A 19580-nucleotide genomic window follows, 5' to 3' on the forward strand; every position below is an offset into this window, starting at 1 on the left:
ACAGCGTCGGTCTGATGCACCCACGTCCTATTGATTTTCAGGAATGAATACTGGCGAAGGACTAACGGATGTCTATGCAGACGGTACCGTCGGGATCCACCGGTGGAGGCGCTGGTTCGAAATCATTGAGTGGCTTCGCGGTTCAGATGCAGGAACAAGAGTTCTGGTGCTGGGCTGCCGTGAGCGCGAGCGTCGCCATCTTCTACGGTGCGGTCAATCGGACACAATGCGAAGTTGCTTCAGGTGAACTGGCACCTTTGGATTGCTGTGGGGTGGATGCGAGCGGTGCATGCAATCGGGCGTGGTACCTGGACCGCGCGCTCACTCGCGTTGGTCACTTTGCCGGTCTCATTCTCTCCGACATATCCTTCGCGGACCTCGTGAGCGAAATGAATGCTGATCGGCCATTAGGTTGCCGGATACAGTGGGCCGGCGGCTTTGGCGCCCACTTTGTCGGAGTGGGCGGATGGTCCCGGGATGGTACGGGCCTGGAGTATGTGGAGGTTCACGATCCATTTTACGGCTTCGTTCAAATCGCATACAACGATTTTTGCTCGTCTTACCGTTCTCCCGGAGACACATGGACGCATACGTATTTTACTTCTGCAACTCCTAGCCCCGTGGCCGGCGGCCCTGTCGCGGACGCTCCGCTTTCGGCGTAATGGGATCGTAAAAAGGGACTCCCGATATGACTATTGTCAGTCGTCTTGGTCCGTCTGGCGGGGTGGCTGCGGTGAACGCCGCTCTCCCGCATTTGTTGTCCAGGGGCCCTCGAAGCAGCAGTTCTACGCTCGGCGGCGCCAAGAAAGTTCATAACAAAGGTGCGATCCCACTTTTTCTGATTAGTCCAGCAGACGCACTAAAATCTGATTTTCTGCACAAGAGCGATCCCACGGCGTGGCGATATCCGATCGTTTGGGCAGGCGGCATAGCCTTGGCTGACGTCCGAGCCGATAAAGCTCCTCCAAATCTCTCAGCGCTTATTCGCGGACCTGTGGCCGAGCGCTTTTTCAAAGCGACGGAGATAGTGAAGCGGGAGTATGAATCCTCGAGTGAAGAGTATGAGGTCAGAGCGCTGGAGGTGCCTGCAATGTATGTGACGGCACTATGGCTACATGAGGCTCGCGGGTTTGAGGATATTTTCTTTCCAATAGCAGAAGGCAAAATCGAGCCAAGCATAGATGGCAGAAGTATAGAAGATGATCCGCATTTCCTCGATCGACTGAAAGAAGCGGCACAAGATCGCTTCGCTATCGCCGTCCCGTCTTCTCCTCATCGACGCGGTTTCTAGAATTGTTGCGGTCGACTCAATAGTCGCGCATGATTTGATGATCTCGTTTAATCAGTGTGGCTTTCCGTAAGGTTTGTGTTCACCGCTTCTTCCACCCGCCCCGCTTCCCCGGCGCGCCGCCGGTCGAGCGTGGGGCCGGGCCGAATTCGGGTCCGGATTCGCGGGAGTTGGTCGGCTGGATGATCTTGCTGCTGCTGCCGAACGGCTTTGCCGGCAGCTTGGCGTTGGGGCGGTAGGGCAGGGATTCCGGGCCGTGCATCTCGTCGAGATGGGGCTTGTGGACTTTGGAGCTGGTGCTGCGTGAGGCGCCGCCGGTGATCTCGTCGACCGAGGGCAGCAGTGGATCGTGGTCGCGAGACTTTGCGCCGCCACGACCGCCGCGACTCGCGGGCCCCCCTCCCTGACCCTCCCCCACGAGGGGGGAGGGAACGGAGGGACCGCCGGCGCGGCTTGATGAGCTGCGGCTGGAGCCACCCCGGCCCTTCAAGGCCGCCGTCGGCAAATTGGCGGCGTCGCCGTATTTCTTGGTGCCGGCGTAGGCGCCGGCTTTGCCTTGGACGGTGCGCTGCTTGGCGGTGGGGTCGTCGACGACGGCGAGCTCGGTGGCGCGGAGGCGTTTGACCTCGTCGCGGAGGCGAGCGGCTTCCTCGAAGTTGAGATCGGCGGCGGCTTCGCGCATGCGGGTTTCGAGGTCGGCCAGGACGGCCTCGAAATTGTGCCCGATGGAGATGACGTCGTCGGTGGTGGTGCCGCCGCCGGTCTCGATCAGCACGTGGTCGCGCTCGTACACCGAGTTGAGGATGTCGCCGATCGACTTCTTGACGCTCTCAGGCGTGATGCCATTGATGGTGTTGTACTCGACCTGCTTCTCGCGGCGGCGGTTGGTCTCGGCGATGGCGCGCTCCATCGAGCCGGTCATCTGGTCGGCGTAGAGGATCACCTTGCCGTCGACGTTGCGCGCGGCGCGGCCGATGGTCTGGATCAGCGAGGTCTCGCTGCGCAGAAAACCTTCCTTGTCGGCGTCGAGGATGGCGACCAGCGCGCATTCGGGAATGTCGAGGCCCTCGCGCAGCAGGTTGATGCCGACCAGCGCGTCGAAGGCGCCGAGGCGGAGATCGCGGATGATCTCGATGCGCTCGATGGTGTCGATGTCCGAGTGCATGTAGCGGACGCGGATGCCCTGCTCGTGCAGATATTCGGTGAGGTCCTCGGCCATGCGCTTGGTCAGCACCGTGATCAGCGAGCGATAGCCCGCCTGCGCGGTGGCGCGGACCTCGCCGAGGAGATCGTCGACCTGGGTGCGGGCGGGCCGGATGTTGACGGGAGGATCGATCAGGCCCGTGGGGCGGATGACCTGCTCGACGAACACGCCGCCGGCCTCGTTCAGCTCCCAGCCGCCGGGCGTCGCCGACACCGCCACGGTCTGCGGCCGCATCATGTCCCACTCCTCGAACCGCAGCGGGCGGTTGTCCATGCAGGACGGCAGGCGGAAGCCGTATTCGGCCAACGTCGCCTTGCGGCGGAAGTCACCGCGGAACATGCCGCCGATCTGCGGCACCGTGACGTGGCTCTCGTCGGCGAACACCAGCGCGTTGTCGGGGACGTATTCGAACAGGGTCGGCGGCGGCTCGCCGGGCAGGCGTCCGGTCAGATACCGCGAGTAGTTCTCGATGCCGGCGCAGCTCCCCGTCGCCTCCATCATCTCCAAGTCGAAGGTGGTGCGCTGCTCCAGCCGCTGCGCCTCGAGCAGGCGGCCCTGCGCGTGCAACTGGTCGAGCCGCACCTTCAGCTCGGACTTGATCGACTTCATCGCCTGCACCAGGGTCGGGCGCGGCGTCACATAGTGCGAATTGGCGTAGACCTTGATGAACTCCAGCTCGTCCTGCTTGTGGCCGGTGAGCGGATCGAACTCCTCGATATTCTCGACGGTGTCGCCGAACAGGTTCACGCGCCAGGCGCGGTCCTCATAGTGCGCCGGGAAGATGTCGATGACGTCGCCGCGGACGCGGAAGGTGCCGCGGGTGAAATCGTGCTGGGTGCGCTTGTATTGCAGGGCGACGAGGTCGGCGATGAGCTGGCGCTGGTCGATGCGTTCGCCCTTCTTCAGCGCGAAGGTCATCGCGGTGTAGGTCTCGACCGAGCCGATACCGTAGATGCAGGACACCGAGGCGACGATGATGACGTCGTCACGCTCCAGCAGCGCGCGCGTTGCGGCGTGGCGCATGCGGTCGATCTGCTCGTTGATCGAGGAATCCTTCTCGATATAGGTGTCGGTGCGCGGGACGTAGGCCTCGGGCTGGTAGTAGTCGTAATAGGAGACGAAGTACTCGACCGCGTTGTCGGGGAAGAAGCTCTTGAACTCGCCATAGAGCTGCGCAGCCAGCGTCTTGTTCGGCGCCAGGATGATGGCCGGGCGCTGCGTCGCCTCGATCACCTTCGCCATGGTGTAGGTCTTGCCGGAGCCGGTGACGCCGAGCAGCACCTGGGTGCGGTCGTTGCGCTGGATGCCCTCGACCAGCTCCCTGATCGCCTGCGGCTGGTCGCCCTTGGGTTCATAGGCCGATTTGATCTCGAAGCGGACGCCGCCTTCCGACTTCTCCGGGCGCGGCGGACGATGCGGCGTCCATATCTTGAGCGACCCGTCGTCCTTGCGGAACTCGGGACGGCCCTCGCGGATCAGCGACTCCAGCGCTTCCGCCGTGGCCTTGACGCCGAGCGCCTCCATCTTGCTGCGCGGCGGACGGGCGAGCGCTTCCTCGTCGTCCTCGGCGGTGGGCAGGCCAAGCTGCCGCGCCAGTTCCGGATCGAGCGTCGGGATGGTGGCGGCGGTGCCGTAATTGGCCTGCGGCGCTTCGGCGAGGCCGGAAGCGCCAGTGTTGTCAGAGGGCGCGTCCGCTTGCGCCGCGGCGCTCCCTCCCCCCTTGTGGGGGAGGGGTGGGGAGGGGGGTACTCCGGCACGAGCTGCGTCTAAGTCGTCAGCCAGCGCGGGAGGCGGCGCAGGTCGCGCTGCCACGCTCTCCTCCTCTCCCCCTTGCGGGGAGGAGGCGGGGGTGGATTCACGGGCGCTTGGGGCACCCCCCTCCCCAGCCCTCCTCCACAAGGGGGGAGGGAGCGCAGCGTCCTGCTGGGCTGAAGCTCGTGACGTGTCACGGACGGACGACCGCTCCCCCGCCGGCTGCGGATTCGGCCGCAGCGGCATGGGCCGCGCCGACGCGTCGCCGGTCGCGACATCCGCGCTCCTGCCCTTGGTCGACGCCCGCGCGCGATGCGCGGCGGCCTCGCCGCCGCTGCGGCGGTCCCAGGAATTGTCCGGCGGAGGCTGCAGTCCCGTTGAGGAACCGATGCCGCTCTCGCCGCGGTTGATGGCGGGATTGAGCAGCTCGGCGAGCGCGGGCCCGATCGGCTGCACGTCGGGCCGGTGCGCTTTCGATTTCGGAGTTCGGCCGGGCTTCTTGGGGGTGTCGGGGGTCTTCGCCATCGCCCGAATATGGGACGGATGAGGCCGACTTGAAAGAGTGGTCGGGCGCCCCCTCCAGCCCTGCTGACAGCATGGTGGCAGCAGGACGCCGCGATGCGCATGCGCGCGGACGACCACGCGCGTTCAATGAGCGCGATGGCGTTCCCGCGACGCCGTGCCGACGGTCAATGCCGGGTCGGCTGCTCGACGATGTCGAGATGCACGCCGTGGCAGGCGACGCATTGCAGGGCCCAGTACTCGGAACCGCCGCGGCCGTTGATGACGCTCAGGACGCTCAGCTCCGCATCGCAGTCCGGGCATCGCGTACGCACCGAAAAAGCGAGGTGTTTGACGGCAGGCTCAGCCATGAATTGCAGTCCGCATTACGAATACACTCGGCATTTCGAATTGGCGTTTGGAATGTTGGCTTGGAACCGTCTGGCCGCGCGGGTGGACTCTCGGGGACTTCACTCTCGGAGATTGTTCCACGTCGCGCTATCCGTCTTTTCCCGGGGTTCGGTCGATATCCTCCGTCGCGTGCTTCAAAGTGCGCCGAATCGGTTTGCAGGTGTCAGCCCCACCGCTTGCGAAAGCGGTCGATATGGCTTTTCGCGTCGGCAATCGCCATGTCCGCATCGGACCAGGCGAAGCCGACTTCGAGCGAGGGGAACGAAACGCCATTGATCACCACCGGGGTCATGTCCGCGCGGCGGATCCGCGCGTGCCACAAGCCGCGTCCTGCTTCGAACGGCTCGATGGCGAAGTCCTCGTACAAATACGTCATTGCGCAGTCCTGGATGTCCCGAACGGCAACGACAGCATGAATTGGTCCGATCATTTGTGAACAGGTTCACACGTCCGCGTCTTTTTTGATCGCGTCCCTGCGTTGAGAATTCCGGGTCGCGGGCTGTGACGCCGCGCGCATGATCCAACGCCGGAACGCGGCGAAATCACGTTGGCCGGCCTGGAAATGTCGGTAGACAAGATACCAGCGCTCGCCTTTCGGGACGGTCAGTGCGAACGGTGCAACCAGGCGTCCCGCGGCGAGATCGTCGTCGATATAGGGCCGGATGCCCATGGCGACGCCGAGACCGTCGATCGCGGCCTGCAGCGCATGTCCATAGTACTGGAACTCGGTGCCGCGCGCGCTGACGCGCGTGATGCCCGCGGCCTTCAGCCACAGCGCCCAGTCCTCGGCGGCGTGCGACACCCGCAGCAGGCTCGGTCCCTTGAGATCCGCCGGCTTCTTCAAGGTCGCGGCGAGCCGCGGCGTGCACACCGGCACGAGGTCGGCGGCGAACAGCGGCTCGGCGACGAGGCCCGGCCAGGCGCCGTCGCCGAGCTTGATGCCGCAGCTCCAATCGTCGCCGAACGGCACCGCCGCTCCGCCGGTGGTGATGCGGACCTCGATGTCCGGCTGCTCGGTGCTGAAATCGGCGAGCCGCGGGATCAGCCATTTCATCGCGAAGGTCGGACCGACGCCGAGCGTCAGCACCCGCATCGACGACGGCGCCATGATCTGCGCGGTCAGGCTCGACAGCGCGTCGAAGATCGGCGTCAGCCCGCTCTGATAGGCGCGGCCGGCGGCGGTCAGCGCCAGCCGGTTGGCCTTGCGCTCGAACAGCACCACGCCGAGCCGCTGCTCGAGCAGGTTGACCATGCGGCTGATCGCGGCCGCGGAGACGTTGAGCTCGCTGCCTGCCGCGGCGAAGCTGCCGGTGCGCGCCGCCGCCTCGAACGCCTTGATGCCGTTGAGGAACAGCAGCCGTCTCATCGCGCCCTCAGGAAAACTGATGGAGGGCAAGATAACTCGGTTTGTGCCGATATCGCCAGTGCGACAAATTGCATGGCGAGGAGCTCAGCCATGACACCCGCCCTGATTGCAGCGCTCGGATTGCTGATGGTGGCGACGGCGTTCCTGTCGGGCCTGTTCGGCATGGCGGGCGGGCTGATCCTGATCGGCGTGCTGCTGGCGATCATGCCGCTGCCGGCGGCGATGGTGCTGCACGCGGCGACGCAGATGGCGTCGAACGGCTGGCGCGCGGTGCTGTGGCGCCGGCACATCCGCTGGCGGCCGGTCGCGGTGTATCTGGTCGGCTGCGCGCTGGCGCTCGGCCTGTGGTCGCTGATCCGCTACGTGCCGGACACGCCGATGGCGCTGCTGCTGCTCGGCATCACCCCGTTCATGGCGCGGCTGATGCCGCCCGGCCTGAAGCCCGACCCGGACAGCGTCTGGCAGGGCGCGATCTACGGCACGATCTGCATGGGGCTGATGCTGATGACCGGCGTGTCCGGGCCGCTGCTCGACACGTTCTTTCTCGGCGCGCGGTTCGACCGCCGCGCGATCGTCGCCACCAAGGCGACGTGCCAGGTCGCGAGTCATCTCACCAAGCTGATCTATTTCGGCGGCATCATCGACCAGGCCGCGGGCCTCGATCCGGTGCTCGCGCTCGTTGCGGTGGCGGCGTCGATGCTCGGCACCAGCCTGGCGCGGCGGCTCCTGGAGGCGATGAGCGAGCAGCAGTTCCGCATTTGGGCCACCCGCATCATCACGGCGGTGGCGAGCTATTACATCCTCTATGGCGGCTGGCTGCTGCTGGCCGCGCAGAGCTCGGCGGCGGAGTGAGGCGAGAATGGCCGGATCGGCAGACCCCCTGGTGCTGGACTTCGTCGAGTGGATCGCGCGCGCGCCGCGCCGCCACGCCGAGGTGGTGGCGACGTGGCGGACGAGCTGCCCGCGGCTGACGGTGTGGGAAGATGCCGCCGATCTCGGCTATGTCACGCGCGAGGCGATCGCGGGCGTCGGCATCTTCATCGTCGTCACCGACGCCGGCGCGCAGCTGCTGCGCGACAACGGCCGCGTGGTGCGCTAGAACGGTCCGGACGTGAAGGAAGGACTGGGAATGGCCGTGAAGCTGTATGAACTCGTCGGGACCGATGCGGGCCGCCCGTTCAGTCCGTTCTGCTGGCGCACGCGGATGGCGCTGGCGCACAAGGGGCTGAGCGCCGATACGATTCCGTGGCGCTTCACCGAGAAGAGCGCGATCGCCCCGCATGGCTCGGAGAAGGTGCCGGTCATGCTCGACGGCGACCGCGCGGTGGCCGATTCCTGGGCGATCGCCAACTACCTCGAGGACACCTATCCGGACCGGCCGTCGCTGTTCGGCGGCGCCGGCGGCCGCGCGATGGCGCGCTTCATGAATGCCTGGGGCGACATCGCCATCGTCGGCGGCATCTTCCCGCTGATCATCGCCGACATTCCGAAGAACCTCGCCGCCGCGGATGCCGACTACTTCCGCAAATCGCGCGAGGCGCGGTTCGGCAAGAGCCTCGAGGAGGTCATGGCCGCGCGCGACCAGGCCGTCATCGGCTTCCGCAGGTCGTTGGAGCCGCTGCGCCAGACCTTGAAGACGCAGGCCTTCATCGGCGGCGATGCGCCCGATTATGCCGACTACATCGTGTTCGGCGGCTTCCAGTGGGCGCGCGTGGTGAGCCCGTTCCGGCTGCTCGAGGAGAGCGACAGCGTCCATGCCTGGCGCGAGCGGCTGCTCGATGCGTTCGACGGGCTGGCGCGCAAGTCGCCCGGCCATCCGGTCTAGCTGGGGACCCGCGGCGGCCGGCGCTCGCGCCAGGCCGCCAGCCCATCGGCGAGATCGCGGCTGCCGACCAGGCTCGCGAACTGCTCGCTCTCGACCTGCAGCCCTTCGCCGATCGTCATGTTGAGCCCGCGCGTCGCGGCGGTGATGATGCTCCCGACCGTGTCCGGCCCATGGCGGATGATGCGCTGTGCCAGCGCCCGCGCCGCCGGCAACAGCTCGTCATGCGGCACGACGGCGTTGACGAGCCCGATCTCCAGCGCGCGCTGCGCCGGGACAGAATCGCCGGTCAGCAGCAGCTCGAGCCCGCGCTTGCGGCCGACCAGCCGCGGCAGCCGCTGCGTGCCGCCGAAGGTCGGCGGCATGCCGAGCCTGATCTCGGGCTTGGCGAAGCTGGCGCGCTCGCTCGCCACCGCCAGATGCACCGCCTCGGTGATCTCGCAGCCGCCGCCGAAGGCGAGCCCGTTGACCGCCGCGATGACCGGCTTGCGGAACGCCTCAAGCCGCGCCGTCATCGCCTGGCCGCGCCGGACGAAGTCGCGCAGCGCCGCGGCACGCCCCTGGCGGACGCTCGCGGTGAATTCGTCGATGTCGGCGCCGGCTGAGAAGGCGCGTTGCCCGGCGCCGGTGAGGATCACGGCCCTGACGCCGGCATCGGTCTCGATGCGGTCGAGCGCGGCCATAAATCGATCGATCAGCGCGTAGCTGAGCGCGTTCAGCCGCTGCGGCCGGTTCAGCGTGATCACGGCGATGCGGTCGGAGATGTCGAGCAGGATGAGGTCGGTCATGGCGTCTCGCAGGCTGAAGGGTGGAGCAGGCGGAGACTAGGCGCCGCGGCCGCCGAGGTATATTCACTGGTCAGTATATATTGGACGCTGCCATGCCCCGTTCCCCCGATCCCACGCCCGCCCGCATCGTCGCCGCCGCGAGCCGGCTGTTCTATGCCGAGGGCATCCGCGCCGTCAGCGTCGATGCGGTGGCGGAGAAGGCGGGGGTCACCAAGAAGACGCTGTACTATCATTTCCGCAGCAAGGACGATCTCGTCGCGGCCTATCTCGCCGCGCGCGACCAGCCGAACCTGGCGCTGTTCAAGCGCTGGTTCGATGAGACCGACGGCGCGCTGCCCGACAAGATCGCCGGGATCTTCAACCAGCTCGCCCGCGCCGCGCGGCATCCGAAATGGCGCGGCTGCGGCTTCCTGCGCACCACCGCGGAGCTCGCCAATCTGCCCGGCCATCCCGCCATCAGGATCGGCGCCGCCCACAAGAAGAAGTTCGAGGCCTGGCTGCAGGCGATCTTCGCAGAGCAGGGAATTGCCGAAGCGGACGCGCTCGCCCGCCAGATGCTGCTGCTGCTCGACGGCGCGTTCGCCGTCGTGCTGCTGCATCGCGACCCCAGCTACATGGAAACCGCGGGCGCGGCGGCACGGACGCTGGTCGCCGCGACCCTGCCGAAGGGCAAGCGATCCGCGTCGCGCGCAACCCTCAGCCGGCGCAGCCGCGTCCCCTGACCTGTTCACCGCGGACGACCGTGGCGACCATCTGGCTCGCCATGCCGTCGAAATCGGATGGCTTGATGTAGCCGGCGGCGTAGGCTTCCTGCGTGAGCCGTTCGATCCTTCGATCCTCGGCGGTCGTCCATACGCCGGCGATATAGGCGGCGCCGGCCGGACCATAGGTCTCGGGGTAGCGCTCGCTCTGGTTCTGCCGATGATAGTAGTAGTGGTTGAGACCGCTGATGAAGTTGTCGCGCTTGGCGCCGCAGCGGTCGCTCCAGGCGAGGTCGAGCGACTTCAGCGCGTCTTCGCGCTGCGAGCGCCGGGCGTCCTCGGTGTATTTCTCGTGGTCCTGAAACTCCGCGCCGGTGACGGGCGGAAACGCCGCCGTGGTCGGCGCGTCTGTCAGGAACAGCCGTCCGCCGACCTGCCAGACGACGATGGCCGCAATGATGAAGATCAGCCGGTTCATGGCAGCGCCCGTTTGCTATCGCCGGTCCCGTTGCGCCTGCCTCGTCCGGCACACCGCCGACTCGTCGGACCAGAAAGCGGGTCCGGCGAAGTGCGGGACCTCCTCGCGCACATCAGCCGGAAAGTCCGCCTTGGTGATGCCCTTCTCCTCGAAGGCTTCGAACAACGCCTCCTTCACGCGCTGATCGAGCGGCGTGCCGACGCTGTCGGCCGCCTCCCGAAGCGATTTGTCGGTGCAGATTTTCGCGCCCCAGAACTGCCGCTTGCAGTCCAGCTTGGCAACATAGGCCCGCGTGTAGGCCGTCAGTGCGTCGACCAGGTTCTGCTTCATGGTTGTGTCGCAGGGCGACAGCTTGTAGGCCGTCGCGGCCTGCAACGCGTCCATGCGCAAAACGTCCAGCTTGGGATTCTTGTCGCTCTGCGAGGTGTGCTGCGCGAGCCACGCCTTGCGCTCGAACTCCTTCGATTCTGGGCCGCCGAAGGTCCTGTCGACCGTCGGGGAGAGGGGAGCCACGACCGCCACGGTCCCGGGCGTCGGCGCAGCGAGATTTGATGCGGCTTCAATCGAAGCTGTCTGCATCATGCCCCGCCACGGTCCATCCGGAAGCGGAAACCCCCTGACCGCCCAACTCACACCAGCGAACGCAGCCAAGAATGCCGCACCCGCGGCGCCAATGAATCGCAACATGAAATAAGCCCATCCACCAACGCCGTGCACGGTAGGGCGTGCGGGTTAATGCATCCGATAGGGCCGTGGGCACCGGCGCAACGACGTGAACCGATTGTGACTATGTTCGGTCGCGTTTGAAGACAATGGCAAAGCTGTACGGCCGCTTCACAGGCCGCGGATCTGACGTCACATCCTGGCGGGCAGCACCGAACGGCGCGCGAGCAGCGCCATGGCGGCGTCGAGATCCGGCAGCACGGCCGCCGCATTCGCCCGCGAATGATCGTTCGGCGCCACGATGTCCGGCACCATCAAGGTGATCGCGCCGGCGGCGTACGCCGAGGCGACGCCGGGATTGGAATCCTCGATCGCGACGCAGGCCGGCGCGCGCGTCCGCAGCCGTTCCGCGGCGAGCAGATAGAGGTCCGGATGCGGTTTGGCACGGGTCACGTCGTCGCGCGTCAGCACCGCATCGAAGCGGTGGTCGATGCCGGCGAGGCCAAGGTGTTCCGCCGCCGTGCGGCGCGAGGAGGAGGTCACGACGGCCTTGGGCAGCCCGACCGCGTCGATCGCGTCGAGCAGCGCAATGACGCCGGGTTTCAGCGGCATGCCCGCCTGCAGGATCTCGATGGTCTTGGCCGCGAACAGGCGGTTGACTTCGAGCAGCGGAAAATCGTCGCCGAAATGGTCGCGCAGGGTCTGCTCGTTGTCGGGGCCGGGAATGCCGATCATCGCGTGACAGAGCTCGACGACGCCATCACTATAGCCGAGCGCATTCAGCGCTGCGATCGCCGCTTCGAGATAGACCTTCTCGGTGTCGAGCAGCGTGCCGTCCATGTCGAGCAGGACGGCTTCGACGTGCCAGCGTGTCACGAGCCCGGCTCCGGTTCGCCGGCCAGCCTCTTGAGGCAATTGATGCACAGGCAGTCCTTGAACCGGGTCTGTCCGGTCTCGGGCAGCGGCAGGCGCACGGCCTCTTCGAAGCACCAGCAGGAGCCGCCGGGATCGCAGCTGAACTCCGCGCCGCACGACTCGCAGATGAGTTGCCGCGCGGCCACGTCTGCTAAACGATTTGTCACCTTCGGAACCACGTCCGATCCACCTCTTTTCATGTCCGGTTCATCTGCGCGGGCAAGTATAGTGCGTGACAATCTGCCGCGCCATCGCAGTCTGCGGTCGCGGCAGCAAACTGCTTCGGGAGCTCCCGTGATGACGGGCCGCTGGTGAGGATGAGGCATGGCGCGTGATGCCCAGGCGGCTCTTGTCGCATTGAATCGCTTCGGCTTCGGCGCGCGTGGCGGCGCCTCGGGCGATCTCGTCAATGCGGCGTCGGACCCGCGCGGCTTCGTCAAGGCCGAGCTCGGCCGTCCCAATGGAACGCTGCTGGAGGCGCCGGGCTTGCAGTCGACGCCCGCACTCGCCGCTGCCGTCTTCGCCTATCAGGACGAGGTCAAGCGGGCCCGCGAGGCCGCGAAGTCGGAGGCTGCGCCGCAGGACCCGTCCAGTCAGACGCGCGGCTTGTCCACGAACGGCGCGGACAAAGCCATGGCCGCGCCGCCCTCGGCAGCCCCGGCGGCCGGTGCCGACCCCGCACCCGCGATGCAGGGAGCGCCGGCAAAGCCCGCGCAGGCTCAGCAGCCGCCCAACGTCGTCCAGAAGACGTTCCGTGCCGAAGCGCTGGCGCGGCTGCAGCGCGCCGTGCTCGCCGATTGCGGCTTCACCGAGCGGCTGGTGGCGTTCTGGTCGAATCATTTCTGCATCTCCGCGGGCAAGGGCGAACTGGCGCGGATGTGGGCTGGCGCGTTCGAGCGCGAGGCGATCCGGCCGCACGTGCTCGGGCGCTTCGCCGACATGCTGAAGGCGGTCGAGCAGCATCCGGCGATGCTGTTCTTTCTCGACAACCAGGAATCGCTCGGACCGGACTCGCGCGCCGGCCAGAACCGCAAGCGCGGCCTCAACGAGAACCTCGCGCGCGAGATCATGGAGCTGCACACGCTGGGTGTCGGCGGCGGCTACAGCCAGGAGGACGTGACGTCGCTGGCGCGCATCATCACCGGCTGGAGCTTCGCCGGCCGCAACGCCCGCAACGCGGCGCCCGGCAGCTTCGTGTTCAATGCCAATGCGCATCAGCCGGGGCCGCAGACTCTGCTCGGCAAGGTCTACGGGGATGATGGCCTCGCCCAGGGCGAGGCTGCGCTCGCCGACATCGCGCGGCATCCGTCGACTGCGAAGTTCATCGCCACCAAGCTCGCGCGCCATTTCGTCGCCGATGATCCGCCGCCCGCGCTGGTCGCGCGGCTCGAGGCCGTATTCAAGAAGAGCGACGGCGATCTGAGAGCGGTGACGCTGGCGCTCGTCGATGCCGATGAAGCCTGGTCGGCACCGCTGACCAAGATCCGCTCGCCTTATGAGTTCCTGGTCGCGGGCGGCCGGCTGCTGGCGCGCGTGCCCGAGGATCCCGGCTTCTATCTCAATTCCCTGAACATGCTGGGACAGCCGCTGTGGGCGCCCGCAGGGCCGAACGGATTCGCGGATACCACCGCGATGTGGGCCGCCCCCGAGGGCATGAAGCTGCGGCTGGACATCTCCGCGCAACTCGCCGCGCGTCTCGGCAACAATCTCGATCCCCGTGATCTGCTCGATCTCGCCGCGGGAGACGCGACTTCGACGGAGACGCGGCGAACGATCGAGCGTGCGGAATCGCGCCAGCAGGCGCTGGCGCTGCTGCTGATGTCGCCGGAATTCCAGAGGAGATGACGATGGACCGGATCGCGGCCTCGCTGTTGACCTCGCGTCGCCACCTGCTGCTGGCAGGCGCGTCCTTTGCCGCCTGGGGCTATCTGCCGAAATTCGCGCGGGCCGCCGATCGGCGTGATCCACGGCTGATCGTCGTGATCCTGCGCGGCGCGCTCGATGGGCTCGCCACCGTGGCGCCGGTCGGCGATCCCGACTACGCCGGGCTGCATGGCGCGATCGCGCTGACGACGGCGGGACCGAATCCGGCGCTGCCGCTCGACTCGTTCTTTGCGCTGCATCCGGCGATGCCGGAATTCGCGCGCATGTATCGCGACAAGCAGGCGGCGGTGATTCACGCGGTCGCGACACCGTATCGCGAGCGCTCGCATTTCGATGGCCAGGACGTGCTCGAAAGCGGCTTCGCCGGTCCCGGCCGCGTGCAATCGGGTTGGCTGAACCGCGCAGTCGAGGCTCTGCCGCGCGGCCCCCGCGTCACGGGCGCGCTCGCGGTCGGTCCGACGGCACCGCTGGTGCTGCGCGGCGCAGCGCCCACCGTCGGCTGGGCGCCGGTGACCTTGCCGCAGGCCGATGACGATACCGCGACGCGGCTGGTGGACCTCTATGCGCATCGCGATCCAGCGTTGGCGGCTGCGCTGTCGCAAGGGCTGAAGCTCGAGAAGGTCGCGGTCGGCGACGATATGAAGCCGAAGCCGGGCGGCAACCAGATCGCAGCGATGCGCCAGGTCGCGCGCGGTGCGGCGAAGCTGATCGCGGCGGATGACGGTCCGCGCATCGCGGCGCTGGCGTTCGACGGCTGGGACACGCATGCCAATGAAGGCGGCGCGGTCGGCCGGCTGGCGCAGCTCCTGTCGGGTCTCGATGGCGCGCTCGCCGAGTTCGAGAGCGGGCTCGGCCCGCGCTGGCGCGATACGGTCGTGGTGGTCGCAACCGAGTTCGGGCGCACGGCGAAGATCAACGGCACGCAAGGCACCGATCATGGCACCGGCACCGTCGCGCTGCTCGCCGGCGGCGCGGTCAGGGGCGGTCGGGTGATCGCCGACTGGCCGACGCTGAAGATGGCGAGCCTCTATCAGGGACGCGATCTTGCGCCGACGACGGATCTGCGCGCGGTGTTCAAGGGCGTCCTCGCCGACCATCTCGGCATCGGCGAGCACGCGCTCGGCGGCGCGGTGTTTCCGGACAGCGCGGCCGTGAAGCCGATCAAGGGGCTCGTGGCGTAAGGCTTGCTAGCGCCATGTCCCGATCGGGGTTTTGAAGCGGTCGACATCGCGGCATCAGCGGCCACCGCCGAGGGCGCATTGCACCGCGAAGTCTGCTAGTCCTCGGACCTGCGGCATTCATCCCTCAGGAGATCAGCATGTTCATCGCCATGAATCGTTTTCGCGTCGCCAAGGGCTCGGAGGCCGCCTTCGAGCAGGTCTGGCTGTCGCGCGACAGCCATCTCGACAAGGTGCCGGGCTTCGTCGAGTTTCACTTGTTGAAGGGACCGGAAGCCGAGGACCATACGCTCTACGCCTCGCACACCATCTGGGCGTCGAAGGCGGCGTTCGAGGACTGGACCAAGTCCGAAGCCTTCCGCATGGCCCACAAGGGCGCCGGCGACAACAAGCCGCTCTATCTCGGCCCGCCGCAGTTCGAGGGCTTCGAGGTGAGGCAGACGGTGGGTGGGAAGAAGTAGGACGTTGCTCGGGATTTGGATTCGATCTGCCGCTGCGTAGCCGGTATGCTCCCTCTCCCCGTTCTTCACGGGGAGAGGGTTGGGGTGAGGGGCAGCGGCACGGGTGGTGGTCGTCGCGCTCGCCCGGTCTCGTCAGCTCGTGCTGTATTGCAGTCTCAACGGCTTCAGCACGATGAAGACCTGCGATGAGGTACGGCACATGCGAGGACCAGATCTGAAATCCGTCGGTCTTGCTCGGCGGCTCCGCACTGCCCAGACGAACGCGGAGAACACGCTGTGGGATAAGATACGCAGCCGTCGGCTGGATGGTCACAAGTTTGTTCGGCAGCTCCCGGTCGCAGAATATATCTGCGACTTCGTTTGTCGAGAGAGGCGCCTCATCGTTGAAATTGACGGGGGACAACACAGCGAGTCTAAGCAGGATGTTGTTCGCGATCGCCGTTTAGCGGAGGAAGGCTATCGGGAACAACGATGTCCTAGGAAATATCGAAGGCGTTCTGACGCTGATTCAAGATGAGCTGACGCGTGAGTAGTGGGCGCTGTGGCAAGGCTGCACCGCCCGATCCGCTGCCCCTCACCCCAGCCCTCTCCCCGTGAAGAACGGGGAGAGGAAGCCCACCGATCGCACGGCAGCATCTCGCTTTCCGCTCTCAGAGGTGGCCACGCCAAAAAAATGCGGCCCCGGTCAGAGACGGCGACTGACGGGGACCGCTGAAACGCGTGACCGGTGACGGGGGATGATCAGGCGCTCGATGGAGCGTAGGCCTGCCCCGTGACGGCGGCGTGACACCGCCCGCTCACAGCGCCTTGCGATAGACGATGAAGCCCGAGCGCTCGGCGATCTTGTCGTAGAGCGCCTGTGCCGTGGTGTTGGTCTCGTGCGTCTGCCAATAGACCCGCGGCGCACCGGCCTGACGCGCTTCGCGGTAGACCGCCTCGATCAGCGCCCGGCCGACGCCCCTGCCGCGGGCGGCCTCGCTCGTGAACAGGTCGTTGAGATAGCAGAGCGGCCCGATCGTGGTGGTGGCGCGATGAAACAGGTAGTGCGCCAGGCCGATCAGCTCGCCGCCGCTCTCGGCGACCAGGGCATGCACCGGCTCGTCGGCATCGAAGAAGCGCGACCATGTCACGGCGGTCACCTCGCTCGGCAGCGCCGTCGGCCCCGAACGGCCGTAGAAGGCGTTGTAGCCGTCCCAGAGCGGCAACCAGCGATCATGATCGTCGCGCGCGATGGCGCGCACAGTGAGGGCTTCGTGCATGAAGGCTTCGCCGTCCGTTTGAATCTCGACGGACCTTCGATACGCGCAGCCGCGCTCGCGATCAATCCGAGACGGTCAGCGGCGGCACCGGTTCGGCGGCGGGCGGCCGCACCAGCTCGACATAGACAGACCGATCCTCCTCGGTCAGCGGCGAGAACGAAAGCTCGCCCCGCCGCTCGATCAGGATCAGCAGTGACGCCGCCAGCAGGATCGCGAGTGCCAGGGTCACGGCAACGATTACGACCGTTGATTTCATCGCCATTTTGTGCGCGAGACAATCATCGCCTGTTGTCGCGAAAACCGCGAAGGGTTGTCAAAATGGCTTCCTGCTAAGCGGGCATCGACAAGAGGGCGCGGATCGACACCACCGCGATGGTGACGCTGACACCCAATGAGAGCGTGCTGGCCGCGATCGTTGCGACCACGGCGGTGGTCAGGCTCGGCGACAGGGTGAGCGTCGCGTCGTCGTGAAAGCCGCTGACGGGCGCCGGGAGCCCTCGGCGGAGGTCCGGCGCTAGCGGCCACGCCTGGCCGCGAACCCAACTGAACTTCGGAACGGAAGCAAGACGCCACCCGGACATGAAGTCGAAATCCCTTACCCATACATCCGCGAGCGAATCACTCGCAGAGGTAAATTCTAAGGTCGCGCTGGGCAGGATTGCGGCGGCAAATCAGAAAAAAGGGCAGAAACATGGCGTCGGCGGTGATCGTTCCCGCCATCGCGTGTATTTTCCCCGCTGTTCTACGGATAGTCGGTAGTCTTACGGTGAACGTGTCAGCCGTAGTCGGCAGCAATGCCTGCCGAATCGATCAGCGCCGGCTGCCAGTCCATCGCGACGAAGCCAGGCGTCTGCTCGACACGGCGCAGCCAGCTGCGGATCTTCGGGAAGGTCGACAGATCGAAGTCGCAGCGATCGGCGACATGGGTGTAGCCGTAGAGCGCGATGTCGGCGACCGTCAGCTGCTTCGCGGCAAAGTAGTCGTTGCTCTTGAGATGATTCTCCATCACCTGCAGCGCGGCATAGCCGCGCTCCATCCAGTCCTCCAGCGCATGGGTCTGCAGGTCGCGCCCGCCCTTGACCAGCAGCAGCCAGAAATAGGCGGCGCCGATGTTCGGCTCGAGCGCATGCTGTTCGAAGAACATCCACTGCAGCGCTTCGGCGCGCTCGATGCGCTGCTCCGGCACCAGCGGCGTGCCGCCGGCGACATACCAGAGGATCGCGTTCGATTCGGCGATGAAGCGGTCCTCGCCGACCTCCAGCAGCGGCACCTGGCCGCTGGGATTCTTGGCGAGAAAATCCGGCGTGCGGCTCTCGCCGCGCAGGATGTCGATCTCGATCGCCTGATAGGGCGCGTTCAGAAGCGCGAGCGCAAGGCGGACCTTGTAGCTGTTGCCTGACCGCTGCATCGAATAGAGCTTGTACATCCGGCCGGTTTCGAGTTCGAGGAATCAAGGGTTGGACGCATCGCGCATCCGGACGCCAGATCGTCCCGCAATGCGGCCAGACAATGATGCCGATGAGCGCAGGCTGCAAGAGCCGGCGGATGGAAAAAGTCGAAATGCGCTACTGCACTGCACTCTCGAATAACAACTTTCCAATAGATTCAAACAATCGAGATCACGCCTGCGCGATGCGCGCCTGTCCACCGATCTCGACCGCGCGATCGGTGAGTGCGCGGCGCAAGGTCAGCGCGAACAGGGTCATCAGAACGATGAGGCCCAGCGGTATCGTCGTCAGCCCGGCGACGCTGCGCGAGAGCAGCGGCACGATCCAGGCGGCCGCGAGTATGCTGAGCTCGTAGTCGCGAAAGCCGTTCGCGAGGCCGTGCCGGACGAAGAAGATGATCGCGACTGCGAGGACCACGAGGTCATAGTCGAGCACATAAGGCGTCGCCAGCAGGCTCGCGCTCGCCAGTGCCGATGCCTTGAGATCGAATGCGGCCTCGCTCTGCCACAGCCACGCAAGTGCGGCCGCGAGCGACAGCGCCAGCAGGCTCTGCAGCGCATAGGCGGACCTGACATCGGCGCCCCAATGCCGAGCGGCCGAGAACACCGACTGGATCTTCTCCCAGCCGGTGCCGCCTTGCTCGAGCACGACGCTCTGTGTGAAGGTCATCGACTGGAAGAAGGCGTGCCAGACGTCGTTGCCGAGCGCGGCGAAACTGATCGCGACCAGCGCGGCCACCGTGGCGGTTGCCGCAGCAACCGTCGGCCAGCGCGCGCCTGCGAGCAGCGCCACGGGAATGAGCACGCCGAATTGCGGCTTGTAGGCGAGCAGGCCGATCAGGATGCCGGCCGTCCACGGCCGGCCGCGCTCCATCGACAGCAGCGCGCCGCCGAGCAGCGCCGCGGTGAAGAATGCATTCTGGCCGTGACCGATGTTGACGAACACGGCGGGAAAGGCGGTCGCGACCAGCAGGGTCTCGGAACGCGGCAGGATCGCGCGCATGACCGCGAGGTACGCGAGCAGGCTCGACACGACCCAGAGCGCGAGCCCGCCGGCATAGGGCAGCAGGGCGGTGATGGCGGCGATCGCGAAGAAGAAGGGCGGGTAGTGCCAGCCGAAGAACGGCACGTCGCGGCCGTCGAACACGGCCTTTTCCATCGCATGCTGCAGCGGCGGATCATAGGCGTCGGCCGCCTTGCCCTGAAGGGTCAGCACGCCTGCCGCATAGACGTTGGAGAAGTCGGTACCGATCGGCTTGCCGTTGCGGTCGATCAGGCCATCGGACAGCGCGATCCAGCCGGCGATGGCCACGATCGTGACCGCGAGCAGGATCCAGCTGTAGGACTTGATCCGCGTGGCCGTCAGCCAGTCGCCGGATCGCAGGGCGTACCCGATATTGGTCATTTCGGCCTGAAACTCTGGACAATCGTGGGGGCCACGCTAGCGGGGCCGCTTTAACGT

General features: G+C 66.4%; 24 protein-coding genes. 10 read left to right on the plus strand and 14 right to left on the minus strand.

Going from position 1 to position 19580, the window contains the following annotated elements; translation table 11 throughout:
- The first annotated feature begins 68 nt into the window (after positions 1–68).
- Entirely contained in the window at positions 69–662 is a 594-nt protein-coding gene (locus ACQR1H_RS23390) for a papain-like cysteine protease family protein (RefSeq protein ID WP_410051438.1), read from the plus strand.
- A 26-nt stretch (positions 663–688) separates the two neighbouring features.
- Positions 689–1291, plus strand: a complete 603-nt coding sequence (locus ACQR1H_RS23395) for a hypothetical protein (protein ID WP_316217504.1) — start codon at positions 689–691, stop codon at positions 1289–1291.
- A gap of 79 nt (positions 1292–1370) precedes the next feature.
- Here the strand turns inward: ACQR1H_RS23395 and uvrB are convergent, their stop codons facing one another.
- From uvrB to ACQR1H_RS23415, 4 genes are all read right to left on the minus strand, one after another.
- On the minus strand, positions 1371–4769 hold the full coding sequence (uvrB, locus tag ACQR1H_RS23400) for an excinuclease ABC subunit UvrB (RefSeq protein WP_434908253.1): 3399 nt from the start codon (positions 4767–4769) through the stop codon (positions 1371–1373).
- A 164-nt stretch (positions 4770–4933) separates the two neighbouring features.
- Positions 4934–5116: a hypothetical protein gene (locus ACQR1H_RS23405; RefSeq protein ID WP_315714095.1), complete on the minus strand. Its 183-nt coding sequence runs from the start codon at positions 5114–5116 to the stop codon at positions 4934–4936.
- A 203-nt stretch (positions 5117–5319) separates the two neighbouring features.
- A complete protein-coding gene (locus tag ACQR1H_RS23410; RefSeq protein WP_315803493.1) occupies positions 5320–5532 on the minus strand; it encodes a hypothetical protein in 213 nt (70 codons plus the stop codon).
- 66 nt (positions 5533–5598) lie between these two features.
- On the minus strand, positions 5599–6522 hold the full coding sequence (locus tag ACQR1H_RS23415; RefSeq protein WP_315803292.1) for a LysR substrate-binding domain-containing protein: 924 nt from the start codon (positions 6520–6522) through the stop codon (positions 5599–5601).
- Positions 6523–6612: 90 nt separating this feature from the next.
- Between ACQR1H_RS23415 and ACQR1H_RS23420 the strand changes: the two genes are divergently transcribed.
- From ACQR1H_RS23420 to ACQR1H_RS23430, 3 genes are read left to right on the plus strand one after another with little or no spacing between them, the layout of a single operon-like run.
- Complete coding sequence (locus tag ACQR1H_RS23420; RefSeq protein WP_434908254.1) at positions 6613–7374, plus strand: TSUP family transporter; 762 nt, start codon at positions 6613–6615, stop codon at positions 7372–7374.
- A gap of 7 nt (positions 7375–7381) precedes the next feature.
- Positions 7382–7621 carry a hypothetical protein gene (locus ACQR1H_RS23425; protein ID WP_434887252.1) on the plus strand — a complete coding sequence of 80 codons (240 nt, stop codon included), beginning with the start codon at positions 7382–7384 and terminating at the stop codon, positions 7619–7621.
- 30 nt (positions 7622–7651) lie between these two features.
- Complete coding sequence (locus ACQR1H_RS23430) at positions 7652–8347, plus strand: glutathione S-transferase family protein (RefSeq protein ID WP_316237596.1); 696 nt, start codon at positions 7652–7654, stop codon at positions 8345–8347.
- On the opposite strand, the gene ACQR1H_RS23435 is transcribed toward ACQR1H_RS23430, so the two are convergent.
- Entirely contained in the window at positions 8344–9132 is a 789-nt protein-coding gene (locus ACQR1H_RS23435; RefSeq protein WP_434908255.1) for a crotonase/enoyl-CoA hydratase family protein, read from the minus strand. The two genes, ACQR1H_RS23430 and ACQR1H_RS23435, sit on opposite strands and share 4 nt — an antisense overlap.
- A gap of 92 nt (positions 9133–9224) precedes the next feature.
- Between ACQR1H_RS23435 and ACQR1H_RS23440 the strand changes: the two genes are divergently transcribed.
- A complete protein-coding gene (locus ACQR1H_RS23440; protein ID WP_434908256.1) occupies positions 9225–9854 on the plus strand; it encodes a TetR/AcrR family transcriptional regulator in 630 nt (209 codons plus the stop codon).
- On the opposite strand, the gene ACQR1H_RS23445 is transcribed toward ACQR1H_RS23440, so the two are convergent.
- The 4 genes from ACQR1H_RS23445 to ACQR1H_RS23460 all read right to left on the minus strand — a co-directional run bounded on the left by ACQR1H_RS23445 (position 9829) and on the right by ACQR1H_RS23460 (position 12068).
- Positions 9829–10311: a hypothetical protein gene (locus ACQR1H_RS23445; RefSeq protein ID WP_316217497.1), complete on the minus strand. Its 483-nt coding sequence runs from the start codon at positions 10309–10311 to the stop codon at positions 9829–9831. The genes ACQR1H_RS23440 and ACQR1H_RS23445 overlap by 26 nt on opposite strands.
- A gap of 15 nt (positions 10312–10326) precedes the next feature.
- A complete protein-coding gene (locus ACQR1H_RS23450) occupies positions 10327–10824 on the minus strand; it encodes a hypothetical protein (RefSeq protein ID WP_316217496.1) in 498 nt (165 codons plus the stop codon).
- 342 nt (positions 10825–11166) lie between these two features.
- Positions 11167–11850 carry an HAD family hydrolase gene (locus tag ACQR1H_RS23455; RefSeq protein ID WP_315803300.1) on the minus strand — a complete coding sequence of 228 codons (684 nt, stop codon included), beginning with the start codon at positions 11848–11850 and terminating at the stop codon, positions 11167–11169.
- Positions 11847–12068, minus strand: a complete 222-nt coding sequence (locus tag ACQR1H_RS23460) for a cysteine-rich CWC family protein (protein WP_315803301.1) — start codon at positions 12066–12068, stop codon at positions 11847–11849. The genes ACQR1H_RS23455 and ACQR1H_RS23460 overlap by 4 nt, the downstream gene beginning before the upstream one ends.
- Positions 12069–12213: 145 nt before the next feature.
- On the opposite strand from ACQR1H_RS23460, the gene ACQR1H_RS23465 reads away from it, so the two are divergent.
- The 4 genes from ACQR1H_RS23465 to ACQR1H_RS23480 all read left to right on the plus strand — a co-directional run bounded on the left by ACQR1H_RS23465 (position 12214) and on the right by ACQR1H_RS23480 (position 15929).
- On the plus strand, positions 12214–13734 hold the full coding sequence (locus ACQR1H_RS23465; RefSeq protein WP_316217494.1) for a DUF1800 domain-containing protein: 1521 nt from the start codon (positions 12214–12216) through the stop codon (positions 13732–13734).
- Positions 13731–14954: a DUF1501 domain-containing protein gene (locus tag ACQR1H_RS23470; RefSeq protein WP_316217493.1), complete on the plus strand. Its 1224-nt coding sequence runs from the start codon at positions 13731–13733 to the stop codon at positions 14952–14954. The genes ACQR1H_RS23465 and ACQR1H_RS23470 overlap by 4 nt, the downstream gene beginning before the upstream one ends.
- Before the next feature lie 137 nt (positions 14955–15091).
- Positions 15092–15412 (plus strand): antibiotic biosynthesis monooxygenase family protein, encoded by a 321-nt coding sequence (locus tag ACQR1H_RS23475; RefSeq protein ID WP_316217492.1) that lies wholly within the window; start codon positions 15092–15094, stop codon positions 15410–15412.
- 199 nt (positions 15413–15611) lie between these two features.
- Complete coding sequence (locus ACQR1H_RS23480) at positions 15612–15929, plus strand: endonuclease domain-containing protein (RefSeq protein WP_434863845.1); 318 nt, start codon at positions 15612–15614, stop codon at positions 15927–15929.
- A gap of 280 nt (positions 15930–16209) precedes the next feature.
- Here ACQR1H_RS23480 and ACQR1H_RS23485 read toward each other — a convergent pair whose 3' ends face one another.
- From ACQR1H_RS23485 to ACQR1H_RS23505, 5 genes are all read right to left on the minus strand, one after another.
- On the minus strand, positions 16210–16671 hold the full coding sequence (locus ACQR1H_RS23485; protein ID WP_316217491.1) for a GNAT family N-acetyltransferase: 462 nt from the start codon (positions 16669–16671) through the stop codon (positions 16210–16212).
- Between the two features lie 61 nt (positions 16672–16732).
- Positions 16733–16933 carry a hypothetical protein gene (locus tag ACQR1H_RS23490; protein ID WP_316217490.1) on the minus strand — a complete coding sequence of 67 codons (201 nt, stop codon included), beginning with the start codon at positions 16931–16933 and terminating at the stop codon, positions 16733–16735.
- A 67-nt stretch (positions 16934–17000) separates the two neighbouring features.
- Positions 17001–17252, minus strand: coding sequence for a hypothetical protein (locus ACQR1H_RS23495; protein WP_315803308.1), 252 nt, complete (start codon positions 17250–17252; stop codon positions 17001–17003).
- Positions 17253–17446: 194 nt separating this feature from the next.
- Positions 17447–18097, minus strand: a complete 651-nt coding sequence (locus ACQR1H_RS23500) for a glutathione S-transferase family protein (RefSeq protein ID WP_315803309.1) — start codon at positions 18095–18097, stop codon at positions 17447–17449.
- A gap of 193 nt (positions 18098–18290) precedes the next feature.
- Positions 18291–19523: a glycosyltransferase family 87 protein gene (locus ACQR1H_RS23505; RefSeq protein ID WP_316217489.1), complete on the minus strand. Its 1233-nt coding sequence runs from the start codon at positions 19521–19523 to the stop codon at positions 18291–18293.
- Positions 19524–19580 lie beyond the last annotated feature (57 nt).

This window comes from Bradyrhizobium sp. HKCCYLRH2015, from assembly GCF_051168215.1.
GTDB lineage: Bacteria > Pseudomonadota > Alphaproteobacteria > Rhizobiales > Xanthobacteraceae > Bradyrhizobium.